This is a genomic window from Catenibacterium sp. co_0103, assembly GCF_004168205.1.
Lineage (GTDB): Bacteria > Bacillota_I > Bacilli_A > Erysipelotrichales > Coprobacillaceae > Catenibacterium > Catenibacterium mitsuoka_A.
In genome coordinates this window covers 1-16,829 of the sequence record NZ_RCYB01000044.1, presented here as the reverse complement: position 1 = coordinate 16,829, position 16,829 = coordinate 1, and the positions used below count along the sequence as shown (strand labels likewise).

General features: G+C 33.9%; 18 protein-coding genes. 1 reads left to right on the top strand and 17 read right to left on the bottom strand.

The features are described from left to right. Positions 1 to 426 (top strand): IS30 family transposase (locus EAI80_RS08245; RefSeq protein ID WP_129981654.1); only part of this gene is annotated, 426 nt, incomplete at its 5' end. Between the two features lie 311 nt (positions 427 to 737). Here the strand turns inward: EAI80_RS08245 and EAI80_RS08240 are convergent. The 17 genes from EAI80_RS08240 to EAI80_RS08160 form a co-directional block, all read right to left on the bottom strand. After that, positions 738 to 3,782 carry an FtsX-like permease family protein gene (locus EAI80_RS08240; RefSeq protein ID WP_129981653.1) on the bottom strand — a complete coding sequence of 1,015 codons (3,045 nt, stop codon included), beginning with the start codon at positions 3,780 to 3,782 and terminating at the stop codon, positions 738 to 740. After that, a complete protein-coding gene (locus tag EAI80_RS08235; protein ID WP_129981652.1) occupies positions 3,776 to 4,480 on the bottom strand; it encodes an ABC transporter ATP-binding protein in 705 nt (234 codons plus the stop codon). The genes EAI80_RS08240 and EAI80_RS08235 overlap by 7 nt, the downstream gene beginning before the upstream one ends. 77 nt (positions 4,481 to 4,557) lie before the next feature. Continuing rightward, on the bottom strand, positions 4,558 to 5,157 hold the full coding sequence (gene nusG / locus EAI80_RS08230; RefSeq protein ID WP_129981651.1) for a transcription termination/antitermination protein NusG: 600 nt from the start codon (positions 5,155 to 5,157) through the stop codon (positions 4,558 to 4,560). A 1-nt stretch (position 5,158) separates the two neighbouring features. Then, the gene (secE, locus tag EAI80_RS13375; protein ID WP_192924028.1) at positions 5,159 to 5,458 is read right to left on the bottom strand and encodes a preprotein translocase subunit SecE; all 300 of its coding nucleotides are present in this window, start codon (positions 5,456 to 5,458) and stop codon (positions 5,159 to 5,161) included. 13 nt (positions 5,459 to 5,471) lie between these two features. Continuing rightward, a complete protein-coding gene (gene rpmG, locus EAI80_RS08220) occupies positions 5,472 to 5,621 on the bottom strand; it encodes a 50S ribosomal protein L33 (RefSeq protein ID WP_006505734.1) in 150 nt (49 codons plus the stop codon). A 48-nt stretch (positions 5,622 to 5,669) separates the two neighbouring features. Beyond that, positions 5,670 to 6,296 carry a sigma-70 family RNA polymerase sigma factor gene (locus EAI80_RS08215; protein ID WP_129981650.1) on the bottom strand — a complete coding sequence of 209 codons (627 nt, stop codon included), beginning with the start codon at positions 6,294 to 6,296 and terminating at the stop codon, positions 5,670 to 5,672. Positions 6,297 to 6,310: 14 nt separating this feature from the next. After that, the gene (rlmB, locus tag EAI80_RS08210) at positions 6,311 to 7,036 is read right to left on the bottom strand and encodes a 23S rRNA (guanosine(2251)-2'-O)-methyltransferase RlmB (protein ID WP_129981649.1); all 726 of its coding nucleotides are present in this window, start codon (positions 7,034 to 7,036) and stop codon (positions 6,311 to 6,313) included. Then, positions 7,033 to 7,431: a ribonuclease III domain-containing protein gene (locus tag EAI80_RS08205; RefSeq protein ID WP_129981648.1), complete on the bottom strand. Its 399-nt coding sequence runs from the start codon at positions 7,429 to 7,431 to the stop codon at positions 7,033 to 7,035. Before EAI80_RS08205 ends, rlmB begins: the two co-directional genes overlap by 4 nt. After that, positions 7,431 to 8,774: a cysteine--tRNA ligase gene (cysS, locus tag EAI80_RS08200; protein WP_129981647.1), complete on the bottom strand. Its 1,344-nt coding sequence runs from the start codon at positions 8,772 to 8,774 to the stop codon at positions 7,431 to 7,433. Before cysS ends, EAI80_RS08205 begins: the two co-directional genes overlap by 1 nt. Before the next feature lie 243 nt (positions 8,775 to 9,017). Continuing rightward, on the bottom strand, positions 9,018 to 9,338 hold the full coding sequence (locus tag EAI80_RS08195) for a hypothetical protein (RefSeq protein ID WP_129981646.1): 321 nt from the start codon (positions 9,336 to 9,338) through the stop codon (positions 9,018 to 9,020). Between the two features lie 47 nt (positions 9,339 to 9,385). Continuing rightward, complete coding sequence (gene glgA / locus EAI80_RS08190; protein ID WP_117459358.1) at positions 9,386 to 10,816, bottom strand: glycogen synthase GlgA; 1,431 nt, start codon at positions 10,814 to 10,816, stop codon at positions 9,386 to 9,388. After that, positions 10,816 to 11,925 carry a glucose-1-phosphate adenylyltransferase subunit GlgD gene (gene glgD / locus EAI80_RS08185; RefSeq protein ID WP_129981645.1) on the bottom strand — a complete coding sequence of 370 codons (1,110 nt, stop codon included), beginning with the start codon at positions 11,923 to 11,925 and terminating at the stop codon, positions 10,816 to 10,818. Before glgD ends, glgA begins: the two co-directional genes overlap by 1 nt. A gap of 14 nt (positions 11,926 to 11,939) precedes the next feature. Next, complete coding sequence (locus EAI80_RS08180) at positions 11,940 to 13,067, bottom strand: glucose-1-phosphate adenylyltransferase (protein WP_129981644.1); 1,128 nt, start codon at positions 13,065 to 13,067, stop codon at positions 11,940 to 11,942. 176 nt (positions 13,068 to 13,243) lie between these two features. Beyond that, entirely contained in the window at positions 13,244 to 14,449 is a 1,206-nt protein-coding gene (locus tag EAI80_RS08175) for a Mur ligase family protein (protein ID WP_129981643.1), read from the bottom strand. After that, positions 14,449 to 15,105: a uracil-DNA glycosylase gene (locus EAI80_RS08170; RefSeq protein WP_129981642.1), complete on the bottom strand. Its 657-nt coding sequence runs from the start codon at positions 15,103 to 15,105 to the stop codon at positions 14,449 to 14,451. Before EAI80_RS08170 ends, EAI80_RS08175 begins: the two co-directional genes overlap by 1 nt. After that, complete coding sequence (locus EAI80_RS08165; protein WP_129981641.1) at positions 15,092 to 15,922, bottom strand: Cof-type HAD-IIB family hydrolase; 831 nt, start codon at positions 15,920 to 15,922, stop codon at positions 15,092 to 15,094. Before EAI80_RS08165 ends, EAI80_RS08170 begins: the two co-directional genes overlap by 14 nt. A gap of 3 nt (positions 15,923 to 15,925) precedes the next feature. Then, on the bottom strand, positions 15,926 to 16,829 hold a 904-nt coding region (locus tag EAI80_RS08160; RefSeq protein ID WP_238634510.1), incomplete at its 5' end, for an HAD family hydrolase.

The window sequence follows — 16,829 nt, the reverse complement described above, 5'->3', positions numbered from 1 at the left end:
AAAACATTTTACAGCTATGTCCACCAGGGAAGAACATCCATCAAACCTATTGATCTTCCACGCATGGTCAGAAGAAAGACAAAGAAGAACTGGAAGTCATACATTCCAAAAAGACAGAAAGGCACTTCCATTACAGAAAGACCCGAATATATCAAGGATAGAGAAGAATTCGGACACTGGGAAGGTGATCTAGTTACTGGACCTAGAGACGGACAGAATGGTGCATATCTTACTCTCATTGAAAGAAAGACACGCTTCTATTATATGATTCCCATCTCTGCTAAATCTTCAAAGCAGGTCTATATGCAGATAAATAAGCTTCATAAGTTTTATGGTGATAGCTTTAAGGATATCTTTAAATCAATCACCTTTGATAACGGAAGTGAGTTTTCTAGATGGAAGGATATAGAGCAGAAGCCAAAATAAAAAGAGAAAAGAACCACTGTCTATTTCGGTAGACCCTATCATTCATGTGACAGAGCCTCAAATGAGAACTGCAATGGACTTATAAGATATTTCATTAAGAAAGGAACTGATATTAATACAATTGATAAGGAGACAACTATTGATATAAACAATAAAATTAACCAGAAGAAAAGAAAGATACTTGGATATCTTTCTTCTGAAGAACTATTTCTTAACGAACTAGCTAAACTTAATGTAACTGGTAATACTATTTTCTATAAAATCTAATTTATCTTCTTATTTCCAGTTTCTGCTTGCAATTCGGTCTTTTTTTACTCAATTGATTTTAAAGACTCAACCATATTCACTTGATCTAGGATATGGCGCATCGCAAGATTGATAATAATTGTAAAGCCCACTGTCATACCAAACGCAATTAAATAGATATAAAGCGGCATTGTACGAATAAATAACATATTATCCATTTCTACCGTTAATACAACAAATCGATGAAGGAAATAACCAAAGAACATACCAAGTGAGGCCCCAATCAAAGAAAGAATGATATTCTCTCTAAAGATATAGTCACAATATTCTTTACGGCGGAATCCTAATACCTTGATTGTTGCGATTTCACCTTTACGTTCACCAATGTTGATATTCGTTAAATTATAAAGAACAATAAAACAAAGTAAGGCAGCACATCCTGATAAGATGGCAACAATAATATTCAATGAAGACATTCTTTGCTGGAATTCATCAAGTGTAGCAGTAAGTCGTTCCATACTACCAATATCATGATGATCAAGATAGTTCTTCAAAGCGTTGATATTTGATTTCTTTGTATTCATATCTACATAAAGTATAGAAGCAGATGATTTCATACCAGTCAGATTTTCATAGAAAGTCTTACTCATATAAACTTGATGATTGACATAGTGTTCTACGATATCTGCCACCTTGACTGTATATTTACTATTATTAAGAGAGAAAGTAAGAGTTTCTCCTTTTTTCACATTCAGCTTTTCCGCAAGCTTCTGTGAGATGACAACCCCCTCATCATTTAAGATAATCTTCTTTTTTGTTTTATAATCCTTAAAGTGAATAAAATTCTTAATTTCATCCGCATTGTCATACACAATCATCGTGCTATAATAATCTTCACTATTGCCTAGTACTGTAATGTTTTGACGCATAGCACTCGTTAAGTTATGAATACCTTCTAGACGCTTGATCTTATTTTCAATCTTTTTTGTATCTTCTACATTAGTATTAAGTTTAATAAGTGCATCATATTTATATACTTCTACATATTGTGAAGGAATGATTTCAGAACAGCTGTTCTTAACACCAAATCCCAGCATGATTAAGGCTGTACATCCCGCAATACCAATGACAGACATCCAGAAACGTTTCTTATAACGGAATAAGTTTCTCATAGTCACCTTCTGATTGAAATTCAATCGTTTCCATATAAAAGGTATACGTTCCATGAGTATTCTCTTACCTGCCTTAGGTGCTTTAGGACGCATCAAGACAGATGGTGTAGAAACAAGTTCCTGTAAACAGACACTTAATGTTGCAAGTAATGTAACACCAACAGAAATAAGTATAGTTACAAGTGAGATAGACCATTTCTGTACTAGTACTGCTGATTGATTAATGCCATACATTAAATATGTGAATAAGAAATAGATAATACGAGGGAATGCCTGATTACCTACTAATATACCTAAGATACAGGCAAAGAATGTTGCTAGAAAAGCATAGACAATATATTGCATTATAATATCCTTTTTACTATATCCTAATGCACGAAGTGTTCCACAATAGCCTCTTTGTTCTTCTATCATACGTGTCATAGTTGTAAGAGAGACTAATGCAGCTACTAAGAAAAAGATGAGTGGGAATACTTGCGCAACAGATGCAATGGCCTGTTTATAGGATTCATAAGTCGCAATACCGACATTTTCACTTTTAGTAAGTGAATATAGAGTGCCTTTTGGAATCTGACTTAATTGTGATTCTGCTTGTTCTATTTGTGCCTTTGCTTGATCTAGCTGCTCTTTTGCTGAGTTGAGCTGCAGCTTAGCATTATTCTCAGTGACTTCAAGTTTACTTTGCTGGATATTAAGTTCTGCTTCTGCTTCATCTAATTGTGATTGCGCCTTTTCTAATTGTATACGTCCTTCTAGTAATTGACCTACACCTTGAAGTTTCTGATTAAATTGACCTAGACTTTCATTCATCTCAGTAAGTATCTTTGTATAAGCATCCTCTGCTGATTCTTTATCCTTAATACTACCTAGAGTATCTTTAATAGAGTTCTGAAGTGTTTTGATTTCCTGATCTATTTTCTTAGTTTCATTATAAGCCTGCTGTGAGGCTTGAGTAATCTGTGAGGCTTTCTTTAAATAGACCTTCTTTTGTTCATAGAATTGAATACGTGCTTGAGCTAACTTCACCTTACCCTCTGATATCTGTGAATTAAAAGAATCTAGATTACGCTTATATTCCTGATAGCCTTCTTCATATTGTTTCTTTGCATCATCTAACTGTGATTGCATATCTCCTGTTAGTTGATCATATTGATCACTTATTTCTTCAAATAATGTACTCTTGATACGTGTATTTACTGTTTCAATCATATCATCATAATCAGAACTAAATAAATCATAATTCTGGGCACCTTCTACATCGACAAGTAAAGAAGTATATAGATGATCATTGTTTCTTAACTGAGCCACCTTGCTATTTAAACCAAGTTCTCTTGCCCCATCATTTAATACTTCCACAAATCCACTATTGGTTCCATCACCTAGTGTATTAGTTCCTCTGTCTACATTACTGATATATCGTGGATCATTCACAATACCTACAATCTTATATGTCTTAGTTCCATTATCATTAGAAAGTTCAATCGTATGACCAATCTTGTAATTATATTTACCTAAATTGACATCAATGATACATTCATCTTCTTTTTGAGGATAACGTCCTTTTACTATTTCAGGACGATCCAGCATATTTTGATCATAGTGATCCTGTGAATAAACAGTGACACCTGACTTACCATCCTTATGTGAAAATAATGCATCAAACTGATAACATGGTACAACCTCTCTCACACCCTTGAGGCTTCTTACCTTTGCGACATCTTCATCAGAAAAGCCAAGTGTCGCAATATAAGTGAGATCGGCATAATTATGATTATTGAGATATGTATCTACACTAGAAGCCATTGTATAAGGGGTATTTCTAAGCCCTGAAAAGACTGCAGCACCTAAGAATATAATCATGAAGATGGAAAAGAAACGTCCTTTAGACTGACTGATGTTCTTAAAGACAGTTTTCCAATAGAATTTCTTTTTTACCATTCAATATTATCGATGGATTCAGGATGTTCATTATATTCCTGTCTTTCCACTTTTCCATTCTTAAGATGTATGACTTGATCAGCCATTGGGGCAAGGGCTGAGTTATGTGTAATAACGATTACAGTCATTCCATAGTTATCACACATACTTCTTAATAAACCAAGAATTGATTTACCTGTTTGATAATCAAGTGCACCTGTTGGTTCATCACATAATAATAGTTTAGGATTCTTTGCGATAGCACGGGCTATGGCTACACGCTGTTGTTCTCCACCTGATAACTGTGCTGGGAAGTTATCTTTACGTTCTCCAAGACCAACACGTTCTAGAATATCTACTGAATTAAGTGGATCCTTAGAAATCTGAGAAGCAAGTTCTACATTTTCTAATGCTGTTAAGTTCTGTACAAGATTATAAAACTGGAATACAAAGCCAATATCATCTCTTCTATAATCTGTTAATTGTTTATCATCATAAGTCGCAATATTATGACCATCTACAACAATAGTGCCACTTGTAGGTGTATCCATGCCACCAAGCATATTTAATATAGTTGTTTTACCAGCTCCAGAGGCACCTACAATAACTGTGAATTCACCTTTATTTACTTTAAAATTCACACCATTATTTGCATAAATAGTGACATCTCCCATTGTATATCTTTTCACAACATTCTTTAGTTCAATAAATGCATCCATACATATAACCTCCTAATATTATTGTAAGTGATACCATTTTTATCTTCAAGCACAAAAAAAGACATGCATAAGCACGTCTATTCTTCGATCTTCTTAAGCTGAATTAATTCCAAATCAATAGGAGTAAGGTTACCCAAGAAATCAACAAGTACTGTTGCTGTTTCTTTTTTTTTATCGATAGATTCTACTTTACCACTCTTAGCTGCAAATGGTCCAGCAAGAACTTCTACATAATCACCTACACCAAAATCAATTTCTACAGCTGTAGTCTGTACACCCATTGACTTTAAGATTGGATCTAATTCTCTCTTATTTACTGGGAAAGGTTTTGCCCCTCCACCAGATGATCCGATGAATCCTGTAACACCTGGTGTATTACGAACAATATACCAAGCTTCATCAGTCATGATCATTTCTACAAGAACATAACCAGGGAACATATTCACTGTCTTGTTCACTTTCTTACCGTTCTTGATTTCTGTTTCAACATGTTCTGGAATCACAATATTGAAAAGGATATTCTGGAGTCCCATTGATTCAACACGTTTTTCAAGATTTTCTTTTACTTTATTTTCATGACCTGAATATGTATTAACAACATACCATTGTCTTCCTTCATTATTGGAATCATGAGTTTCTTCAGTATTTTCTACTTTAGTTTCTAATTCTTCTGCCATATTAACTTAACCCCAACGTCTTTAAAATTAATGCAATTAATGCATCTGCGCCATAGAAATAAACACCTAGAATTACTGTAAATGCAAGTACTACAAATGCATCACGAGCTAATTCTTTCTTTGTTAACCAATGAACATTTTTAATTTCCTGACGAATACCTTTTAGAGAAAACCATTCTTTAAATTTTAATGGATTCTTATCTTCTTGTTCTTCTAAACGTCTTTGACGCTCTAATTTCTTTGCTTTTCTAAGCTCCTTGCGTTCCTGCTTAAGCTTTTCTTTTTTAGCCTTATCATCCATAGATGCAGCCTCCTTATTTCGATTCTCTATGTATCGTATGCTTACCGCATTTCTTGCAGTACTTACGTAATTCTAAACGTTTTACATTTGTTCTGTTATTCTTATAAACTGAATAATTACGTGATAAGCATTCCGTGCATACTAAGATTACCTTTTCTCTCATCTTATCACTCCTTAACCTAAATTAATTTATCATAAATACACAATATCGTCAATTGATAATTAAGAACTCCCCTAATGGATGTGCTCTTAATTTAGTCATTACACGATAAACACTGTTATAAACACACTTTATTGAAATATTAAGCATCAGTGCCACCTCTTTTTCAGGATATCCTAATAAAACAAGATGAAAGATCTTTTGATCTCTTTCTGATGTCTCATTCTGGATAATCGCATAAATAAGTTCCCAGATTTTTTCTAGATTCTGTGCCTTTTGTGGAGAGTACTCCACTTTTTGATCTGCAATCAATTCACCATAAGTGCGTGAATCTTCATAGTTCACAATCTTATCTAGAGAAACAGATTTCTTTTCATAACGAGTAAAGAAAGTATATTGTTTCTTGAGTAATGATTGCATCTTTTTAATAATACAGCTTTTCGCATATACATCAAATGTAGTATCCAAGTCATCACGATAGCTCCAGAATACTTTATCGAAGGTAATCAATCCTACCTGCAATAAGTCCTGTGCTTCTAGAGACATAGATGAGATATACTTCATCTTTCTCATCACTGCTTTGACTAAAGCATCATAATAACTATAAAGATATTGTAATGCGACAGGATCATTAGATCTTGCTAAATAAATCAGTTCCTTTAATGTACGATCATCCATAGATCATCCTCCTCTTAGAGAGGATGACGTGAGTTATATACCTGATAAAGTAATACGGCAGTCGCTACAGAGGCATTGAGTGAATTGACATGACCTACCATTGGTAGAATGACATTCATATCACAATGTTCTTTTACTAAACGAGAAATACCAAATCCTTCTGATCCAATCACAAGAACTAGTGGCATATTGTAATCTACAGCACGATAATCTGTAGAGTTATCTAATTCACAACCTACTACCCAGAATCCTTCTTTCTTCAAAGAATCTAGAGTACGAGATAAGTTAGTTACCTGAGCCACAGGAACATGGTCAATAGCGCCAGTTGATACCTTTGCGACTGTCGCATTTAAACCAACAGAACGCTTTTTACCAATAATAACACCATCTACACCAATTGCATCACATGTACGAATAATAGCCCCTAGGTTGTGAGGATCTTCCATACCATCAAGCATTAATAAGAGTGGCTGTTTTCCTTCTGGAATGTTACGTACGATATCTTCTAAAGGTGTATAGTCATAACCATCAATTAAAGCCATTACACCTTGATGGTTTACATTCCCTACAAGTTTAATAAAGCCATTTTTATCCGTCATCCTCATTTTTATATTATTCTTGCGACACAACTTCACAATATCATCATTCTTTGACTGGTTTTGAATCATAACTTCATAAACCTGTCTAGGTCCTGTTAATAGTTCTCTGACGGTGTTTTTACCATAAATCCATTCTTTCACTTTGTCACTTCCTCTTCTTCCACATATTTCTTAAATAATTCAAATATTTCATCTAATCTTTCTGTCTGCTTAGTGAGATAAAGATGTCCAACCATTGATTCAAAACCAGAAGACTGGTTATGAACAACAACTGATTTATTTTTTACTGAATGTCCCTTGCAGTTACGTCCACGCTTAAATAAACGCACTTCTTCTTCTGTGAAGAAATTTCGAGAAAGGGCATATTTCATAAAGCCTGCATGGGCATACGCACTGACATACTTGATAGAAGCTTTCTGTAATTCATGAGGCTTCATAATTCCCTTCTCTGTGAGTAAATATTCACGGACATATACTTCAAAGACTGCATCACCTAAATAAGCGACAGCGAGCGCATTCATTAGCTCTGGACGCATTATAGAATGCCTCTTTCAGTTAATTCTTTTCTAACACGGTCTGCTTGATCAAAGTTCTTTTCTTTCTTATAAGCATTCCATTCTTCATATAAAGCAATATCTTCTTCACTTAACTTAGTGCCTTCAAATAAGAAGCCTAAGACATCCCCCATCTTAACAAGAGTTGCATATTCAGTCGCAATGACATCATTGTCTTTTTCTCTTACACGCATCACCTGATTCAATACTTTTACCTGATCAAGAATCTGTGTTAAGGCAAGTGAAGTATTTAAATCATCCTCTAATGCATTCACCATAGCATCCACAGTTTCCTTCTTATAATCATGAGCAGGAACATGATTCACCTGTAAATATAAAGACGCACTCTTAGTCGCATTTTCTGCTTTAGATACTTCTTTACGTACACCTGCAATGACATCATCAGTCATATTTAATGGATTACGATAGTGAGTAGATAACATCAACCATTTGAAAACATTGCATCCAAATTCTACAATTAAATCCTTAGCCCATAATACATTACCTAAAGACTTAGACATCTTTTCACCATCGATATTGATCATCTGGTTATGCATCCAATAGTTGGCAATAGGATGTCCATTATAAGCCATAGACTGAGCAATTTCATTTTCATGATGAGGGAACTTTAAATCCTGTCCTCCACCATGGATATCAATCTTACCATCTTTGAATAGCTTATTAATCATGACAACACATTCAGTATGCCATCCTGGTCTACCTTTTGACCAAGGTGTATCAAACTGAATACCTTCATTTGTTTTCTTCCATAATGCGAAATCAGTTGTACTTTCTTTCTTCTTATCATCAACAGAAAGAGTACGATCACTTGCACCCGCAATCAAATCTTCTACCTTAATACCTGATAACATACCATATTCTTTAACCTTAGTAACACGGAAATAAACATCTCCATCTACTTCATAAGCATAACCCTTATCAATTAATGCCTGGATGAAATTAATGATTTCAGGCATAGTTTCAGTGACCCTCGGTTTATATGTAGGATCTTCAATATTTAATCCTGCTCTGACATCTTCATATGCTTTGATATATTTATCAGTGAGTTCCTTTTCTGTAATACCTTCTGCTTTAGCGGCTTTGATGATCTTATCATCTACATCTGTATAATTAGATACAAAAGTCACATCATTCCCTAAATACTCAAAAGTACGTCTTAATACATCAAATACGATCATTGGGCGTGTATTCCCAAGATGAGCATGGTTATAAACTGTAGGACCACAAATATAGATAGAAACTTTACCTTCTTCAATTGGCTTAAATTCTTCTTTTTTGTTTGTTAATGTGTTAAATAGTCTCATAACATCCTCCTCAAATAAAAAAAGCTCATGATAAAGACGATCCACCTTACCATAGCTTTTCACTCTTAACGCAAGTCAAACGTTCTTTCTTTCAAAAAGACTCAGATGGGTGCATCCTAGAACCTCCCACTAGATGCTTTCACCACTTCATCCTCGCTGTAAGCTTCTTGTTCTATTCATTCTCATCTATAATTTACTTCACTATATCAAATTATCGTCTATTCTTCAAGACAAACGCCGTTCTTATTTCTTTGTATCACTTAATTTTTTTGATAACTTATCTAAACCTTTAGATGTAAGAGACAAACCTTTTGCACCAAAGTCCTTTAAATCATTCATACCATCCTTGAATTCTTCTGTTTCAGTCACTTTTTTAATGCCATCTTTGGCCTTTTGAAATGTTTCTGATTCAGAAACAGTATGTGCTGCTTCTTTTGCACGATCAACACACTTATTAATATTCTCTTCACTTAATATTTCTTCAGTATTCTCTTTAACTCTTTGAATACCCTTTTGTACTTCTTCACTTTCAGCAAACTCTTTAACTTTATCTAACAAACTCATAATATCATCTCCTAGGCAAAAAGATGGAGGAACCCCCCATCTTTGTATTAACCAAGTAATGAACCAAATACTCTTAAATATTCATCAGCTGAACGATCCCAGTCTAATTTTTCAGTCATAGCACGATAAATTAAACCATTCCATTGATCTTTATCATCATAGTAGATATGTAATGCATAATCGATAGTGTCCATCATTTCATGAGCATTATAATTAGCAAAACTAAATCCAGTACCAGTACCATCAAATTCATTGAATGGCTGAACACTGTCTTTTAATCCACCAGTTTCTCTAACGATAGGAATTGTACCATAACGTAAAGACATCATCTGAGATAATCCGCATGGTTCAAATAACGAAGGCATTAAGAACATATCACAGCCTGCATAAATACGACAAGATAAACCAAAATCATATTTTAACTGTAATGAAATCTTTGGATTACCAAAACCAGCAATTTCTTCTAATGGTTCTTCATATTTCTTATCACCAGCACCAAGAATTAATAGCTGAACCTTTCTCTGCAAGATTTCTTCCATACGATTAAGGATCAAGTCTAAACCCTTCTGCCATGTTAATCTAGTTACAATACCAATAAGTGCAACATCAGGATCCTGTGGTAATCCTACCTCAGCCTGTAATGCAAGCTTATCCTTCACCTTTTCAGTATAAACACTATTAGCGTTGAAATGGTAAGGAATATTCGGATCTGTTTCTGGGTTATTTGTATCATAATCGATACCATTCAAAATACCATAAAGATCATCTTTACGCATAGCAAGGATACTCTGTAATCCTTCACCATAAGCATCTGTTAGAATCTCCTTGGCATAAGTTGGAGATACAGTTGTAATTGCATCTGAATAAAGAATAGCTGCTTTCATCATGTTCATGCAATCATCATTACGTACATTACCATTGTAATATAAGTAGTTATCTAAACCGAATAGATCATTCAATAAGAATGGATCACATTTACCTTGATAAGCGATATTATGGATTGTGAATGTAATCTTCACATTACCATAGAAATCATAATAGCAATATCTTTCTTTGTATAAAGGCGCAATCATAGCAGTCTGCCAGTCATGTAATGATAAGATATCTGGCATGATATTTAAACGAGATAAGCATTCAAGAACTGCAAAGTCATAAAATGCGAATCTTTCATAATCATCATCATAACCATATAAACCAGGTCTTCTGAAATATTGTTCATTATCCACAAAGAAATAAGTCACACCATCATATACTGCCTTAAAGACACCACAATAGCATCTTCTCCATCCTACCCATAAATAGAAGTTAGTCACATATTCTAAAGTTTCTGGAAACTTGATATCCTGATACTTAGGAAGAATGACATAACATTCATGACCTTTCTTCACAAGTTCTTTTGGTAAAGAACCGATAACGTCAGCGAGCCCTCCAGATTTAATATAAGGAAGTGCTTCACCAGCAGCAAAAACGATTCTCATTAGACAATGTCACCTTCTTTGACATACAATGGATCACTTGCATCGCCAATAAGTTCTTTAACATGTTTTACTTTAGCATCTTTATCCATAATAACATTTTCAAGATGAGCGCCTGCTTCTACTGAAGAACCACTAAATAGGATAGAGTTCTTAACAACAGCGCCTTTACCAATCTTAACATTACGTCCTAAGATACTATTTTCGACAACTCCATCTACAAATACACCGTTCGCAATATAAGAGCTCTTTACTTCAGCATCCTTTAGATACTTTGAAGGTGGTGTATCGTTAGTATTTGTGAAAATTGGCCAGTTAGACTTGAATGCCTGAGTTGATACATCGATATCAAGGAATTCAAGAGATGTCTTGAAGTAAGCTGCATATGAATCAATGCATTTTGCAAATCCTTTATATTCATAAGCGTTGATTTTCATTTCATCTTTTAAATAATTTAAAGTATCTCTTAAATCATAGAATACAGATACTTTCTGTGCTTTATAAAGCATCTTGATTAATGCTTTTCTATTAATTACATAAGTTTCAAGTGAGATTGAACGATCCTTGCGATTGCCTTTATTTAATTCAAAATCAACAACCTGCTTGTCCTTAATCTTTAAGAAATCAGAACCGATAAATGCTTCATTCGCATCCTTAATCTTCTTATATACGACAGTCACATCACAGCCAGATTTTTCATGTGCTTCTACAACATCAGAGAAATCCATAGTAGTAATGATATGTGCTGGAGAAATAACAACATAATCTTCAGTTGATTTTTCTAAGAATGCAATATTTTCTAACATATTGTTGATGTCATGGTTGTACATGTTACTGTTTGCATATTTTTCATCATATAATAATGAAATACCACCTCTTTTAGAGTTAAAGTTCCATGCATTACCAGAACCAATATGTTTCAATAATGATCTTGGTTTTTCTTTTACTAAAATACCAACTTTATCAATACGAGAATTTGAAAAGTTAGATAATACGAAGTCAATAACACCATAACGACCCAAGAAGCTAACTGAAGCAACTGGACGTCTTTCTGTTAATCCTTTCAAAGATACATCACTATGTAAATTGATTAATCCTACTACATTTGCCATTTGCTCTTCACTCCTTATCTGCCATTGTCACTTACTAAAGCGACTTCTTTTGCTTCATCATTCACAACTGTTCCAGCTTTAATTACAACGCCTTCATCAATAATTGCTTTTTTGACAACAGCGCCCTCTTCAATAAGAACACCAGGCATTAATACTGAATCAATAACCTTAGCACCTTCACCTACGTTAACATTATTGAATAAAACAGATCCTTCAACTTCACCATTAACAACACATCCCTGTGTAACTAATGATTTCTTTACACTTGCATCTTTACCAATTAACTGTGGTTTACCAAGTGTATCTTCTGAGTAGATCTTCCAATCTTTCTTGATGTTATAAAGATCAAGTTCTTTATCATCAAGAAGGTCCATATTTGCCTGCCATAAGCTTTCAACAGTTCCTACATCTTTCCAATAGCCATCAAAAGTCCAAGCATATAACTTCTTCTTATCTGCAAGCATGGCAGGAATAATATTCATACCAAAGTCATGCTTACTGTTTTCATCTGCTGCATCCGCAATTAAGTATTTACGTAATTCTTTATAACTGAAGATATAAATACCCATTGAAGCCAATGTAGATTTTGGTTTTTCTGGTTTTTCTTCGAATTCATAAATATAGCCTTTATCATCTGTATTCATGATACCAAAACGGCTTGCTTCTTTTAAGGAAACATTTAATACAGCAACAGTTAAATCTGCACCTTTTTCTTTATGCACATTCAACATTTCTTCATAATCCATCTTATAAATGTGGTCACCAGATAAAATCAATACATATTCTGGATCATACTGATCTAAGAAGCTAATATTCTGATAAATTGCATCAGCAGTACCTGCATACCAAGTAGCACCTACTTCTCCTCTTTCACGTGCTGGTAGAATTGCAGCAAGTGAGTTATTACCATCAAGACCCCATTTAGTACCTGAACCAACATAAGTTCCTAATAGCACTGATTCATACTGTGTTAAAACACCTACTACATCAATACCTGAATTGGCACAGTTACTTAGTGGGAAGTCAATAATACGATATTTACCACCAAAGTAGACAGCAGGTTTAGCAACTTTCGCAGTTAATTCTTTTAATCTTGTTCCGCGGCCACCGGCTAGGATCATAGCAACGATTTCTTTACCCATTTCTCTATCTCCTCCTAAAAAAATGTAATCGCTTTCTTTTTGATAAATCTATTCTACCACAATTGGTACAATTATGATAGTTATAAGATTCAATTTCATTAAATTACTACATTTATTATACTACACATCTATTACATTTTAAATATAAAAAAATCAGACTTACGCGTAAGTCTGACTTAATAATTCTGTTTGAGATATTTTCTTATAGAAGAAATAAAATGAAGTGAACCTGTAATAACAATCTGATCATGTTTAAGTAATGCGACTTTAATAGCTTCCGCAAAATGTGGGACTACAGTTACAGTACTAAAGCTACGATAACTAGCTAAATCAGATGCACGTTCATCATTGAATGAAGTGAGATAAATTGGATAACCTGCTTCATCAATCAGTTCAATCATTTCATCCACATCTTTATCCTTTAAACCTGAAAAGATAAAGACTGTATCTTCAGCACGGACATACTGCACTGTACTTAGTAACGCTTTAATACCATCCGTATTATGCGCACCATCAAGAATAACTTGATGTCCTGCTACAGTCATCATTTCAAAACGACCATACCATACAGCACTTTCTATCGCCTTTTCAGTTGTTTCTGAATCTAAAGTAATAAGCTTATTCGCAATAGTAAGAGCTAAACGAGCATTCGCAATCTGATAGATTCCCTGATTCTTTAAAGTAAAGGCCATATCACGATAACGGAAATGGAATGGATAACGTGATACCTGATATTCAGGTACAACAACCATTGTCGCACCCATTGCATCACATTGTTCCTGTAATCTTGCTAGTACTGTTCCTTCTACTTCACTTGTAATAAAGTATTGTCCTTCTTTAATGATTCCCATCTTTTCATTAATGACATCATAAAGACTAGGGCCAATCTGATCTAAGTGGTCATTTCCAATATTAGTGATTGCACTAATAATTGGCTGAATGACATTTGTCTTATCATTAGCACCACCAATACCACATTCAATAATACGATAATCTAAGTCATGAGTAGAGAAATAATCTAACATGATTAAAACATCAATTTCAAACATAGATAGATTCTTTTCTTCAATGACTGATTCATATTTATTAATGAGTGCAAGTAAATCTTCATCGCTAATAGGATGATCATCAATACGAATACGATCATTATGCTTAATCATATAAGGAGAAGTAAATGTTCCTACATGATATCCGTGCGCATTTAAAATACTTCTTAGATAGTTCACTGTAGAACCTTTTCCATTTGTACCTGCAATATGAATCATATTCTTCTGTTTTGTATTAATGCCTAATTCTTCTAGGATTCTTCCAAATGATTCAATTGTATTCTTATGTCTCTTAGATTCAATATATGCGATTGCTTTATCTATATTTCTAAACATTAATCAATCCTCCAATCTATTGGTTCTATCCCTTGACTAACAAGAAATTCATTAGTACGAGAAAATGGCTTAGAGCCAAAGAAACCACGATGAGCACTCAAAGGAGATGGATGCGCACTTGTAATAACACAATGTTTATTTGTATCAATCATACTGGCTTTGTTTTCTGCCTGACGTCCCCATAAAATAAACACAACAGGCTTTTCACGTTTATTCATCTCTTCAATAATATGATCAGTAAAGATTTCCCAGCCTTTACCTTTATGAGAATTTGCACATCCTTTCTCTACTGTTAAGACAGTATTCAAAAGAAGAACACCCTGCTTTGCCCAGGCTGTCAAATCACCATGATTTGGTATATCAATACCTACATCATTATGAGCTTCTTTATAAATATTCACAAGTGAAGGTGGTATGCGTACACCTTTATTCACACTAAAAGCTAAACCATTGGCTTGATGTAATTCATGATAGGGATCCTGACCTATAATAACAACCTTTATATCTTCATAATCACAGAAGTTAAATGCATGCAATATATGATTATGAGGAGGAAATATTGTCTTAGAAGCATATTCTGCTTCTACAAATTCATGTAATGCTTGATAGTAAGGCTGTTTGGCTTCATTTTCAATAATAGATTTAAATGTCTTCATGAAAAATAAATTTCTTAATTAATTCCGCAACTACACCTTCATTATTATCTGCATGCGTTGTGTAGTCACATGCTTTTTTAACATCTTCAACCGCATTACCTGCAGCGACAGCTAAACCTGCTTTTTTAAGCATTGCCATATCATTATAGTTATCTCCAACCGCAATAGTTTCTTCTATCTTGATACCTAATTGATCTGCAAGATGCTGGAGTCCTACTCCTTTATCTACGCCTTCTTTATTGAATTCCATATAACGATTAGAAGAATAGCTCACTGAACATCCTTTAGTAATATCTGTCATTTTTGGTTCTAGACTCATTAAATAAGGCACATCCACATTCTGATATAAAATCTTTGCGATAGTGGCATCCTTTAAGAAATCAACACTATTTTCTTTTGGATAAACTACTTCAAGCTTTTGATGCTTGAGTCTTTCTGCTTCAGACTCACTTAAGTTATATATATAAAGTGTATCATTTGTATAAACATGTATGCAGACATCCTGTTTTAAACCAAATTCAAAGATTTCCTTCATCTTATCAAATCCTAAGCCATTGAATTCAATAATACGATTATCTTTATTCTCAGTTAAAGCAGCACCGTTGAAGCTTAAAACATATTCTCCTTCCATATCTTTTAAACCTAACTGTGTAAGTTCAGGTAAGATCTGCATATAACCTCTTCCTGTTGCTGGTACAAACTTTACCCCACGTTCCTTCACTGCTTTTTGAATCCAATAAATATTACTTTCTGGTACAACATGGTCATCATTTAATAAAGTTTCATCTAAATCACTTGCAATTAATTTATATTCCATCTCTTATGCCTCCTTTAATACAAATGTTTCTATTACTTCTTTCACTGCACCTTCATCAAAATTCTTTTCACAGACATAATCACTGATTTCTTTAATATCATCATGAGCACAGCTCACACAGGCTCCTAGTCCTGCTTCCTTAATCATTGACACATCATTATAATTATCGCCAATCGCAATTGTATCATTAATATCAATATTCAAATAATCTGCAAGCCACTTTAAACCTACACCTTTATTAATACCACTCGTATTACATTCTAGATAACGATTAGAAGAGAAAGTGAGTTCTACTTGATTTCCAATATCCTGATACATCTCATCACGTAATTCCTTCAAATAATTCATATCTCTCTTTACTAAAAGAATCTTAGCAATAGACTCATTTTTTAAGAATTCAGTCTCATGATCATAGATCACCTTCATTGGCGTTTTCTGTTCAATCTTTCTATTTACTTCAAATTCATCTGGATTATAAATATAACAGCAGTCTAATGTGAAAACGAGCATGCAAAGATTTTCTTTACATCCATAATCAAAACATTTCTTTAATAATTCATAATCAAGACCCTGGAAATGAAGAATCTTAAAGTCTTTATTCTCTACTACAAGACCCCCATTAAAGCAAATAGAATATTCACCAGGCATATCATATGTACCAATTTCTTTAAGAATATCCCCAATCATTCTATGAGATCGTCCCGTTGCGACTACAAAACGCAAACCATGCTTTTTAGCCTCACGTATAGCCTCCTGATTAAATACAGGAACATGCTGTCCTATAAGAAGTGTTTCATCTAAATCCGATAACATCATTTTATACATAATCATTCTGCCACTCAAAATGTGATTAAATATACTCACATCGAGATAATGTAAGTTCTCACGAACATTACTTACTATGTCA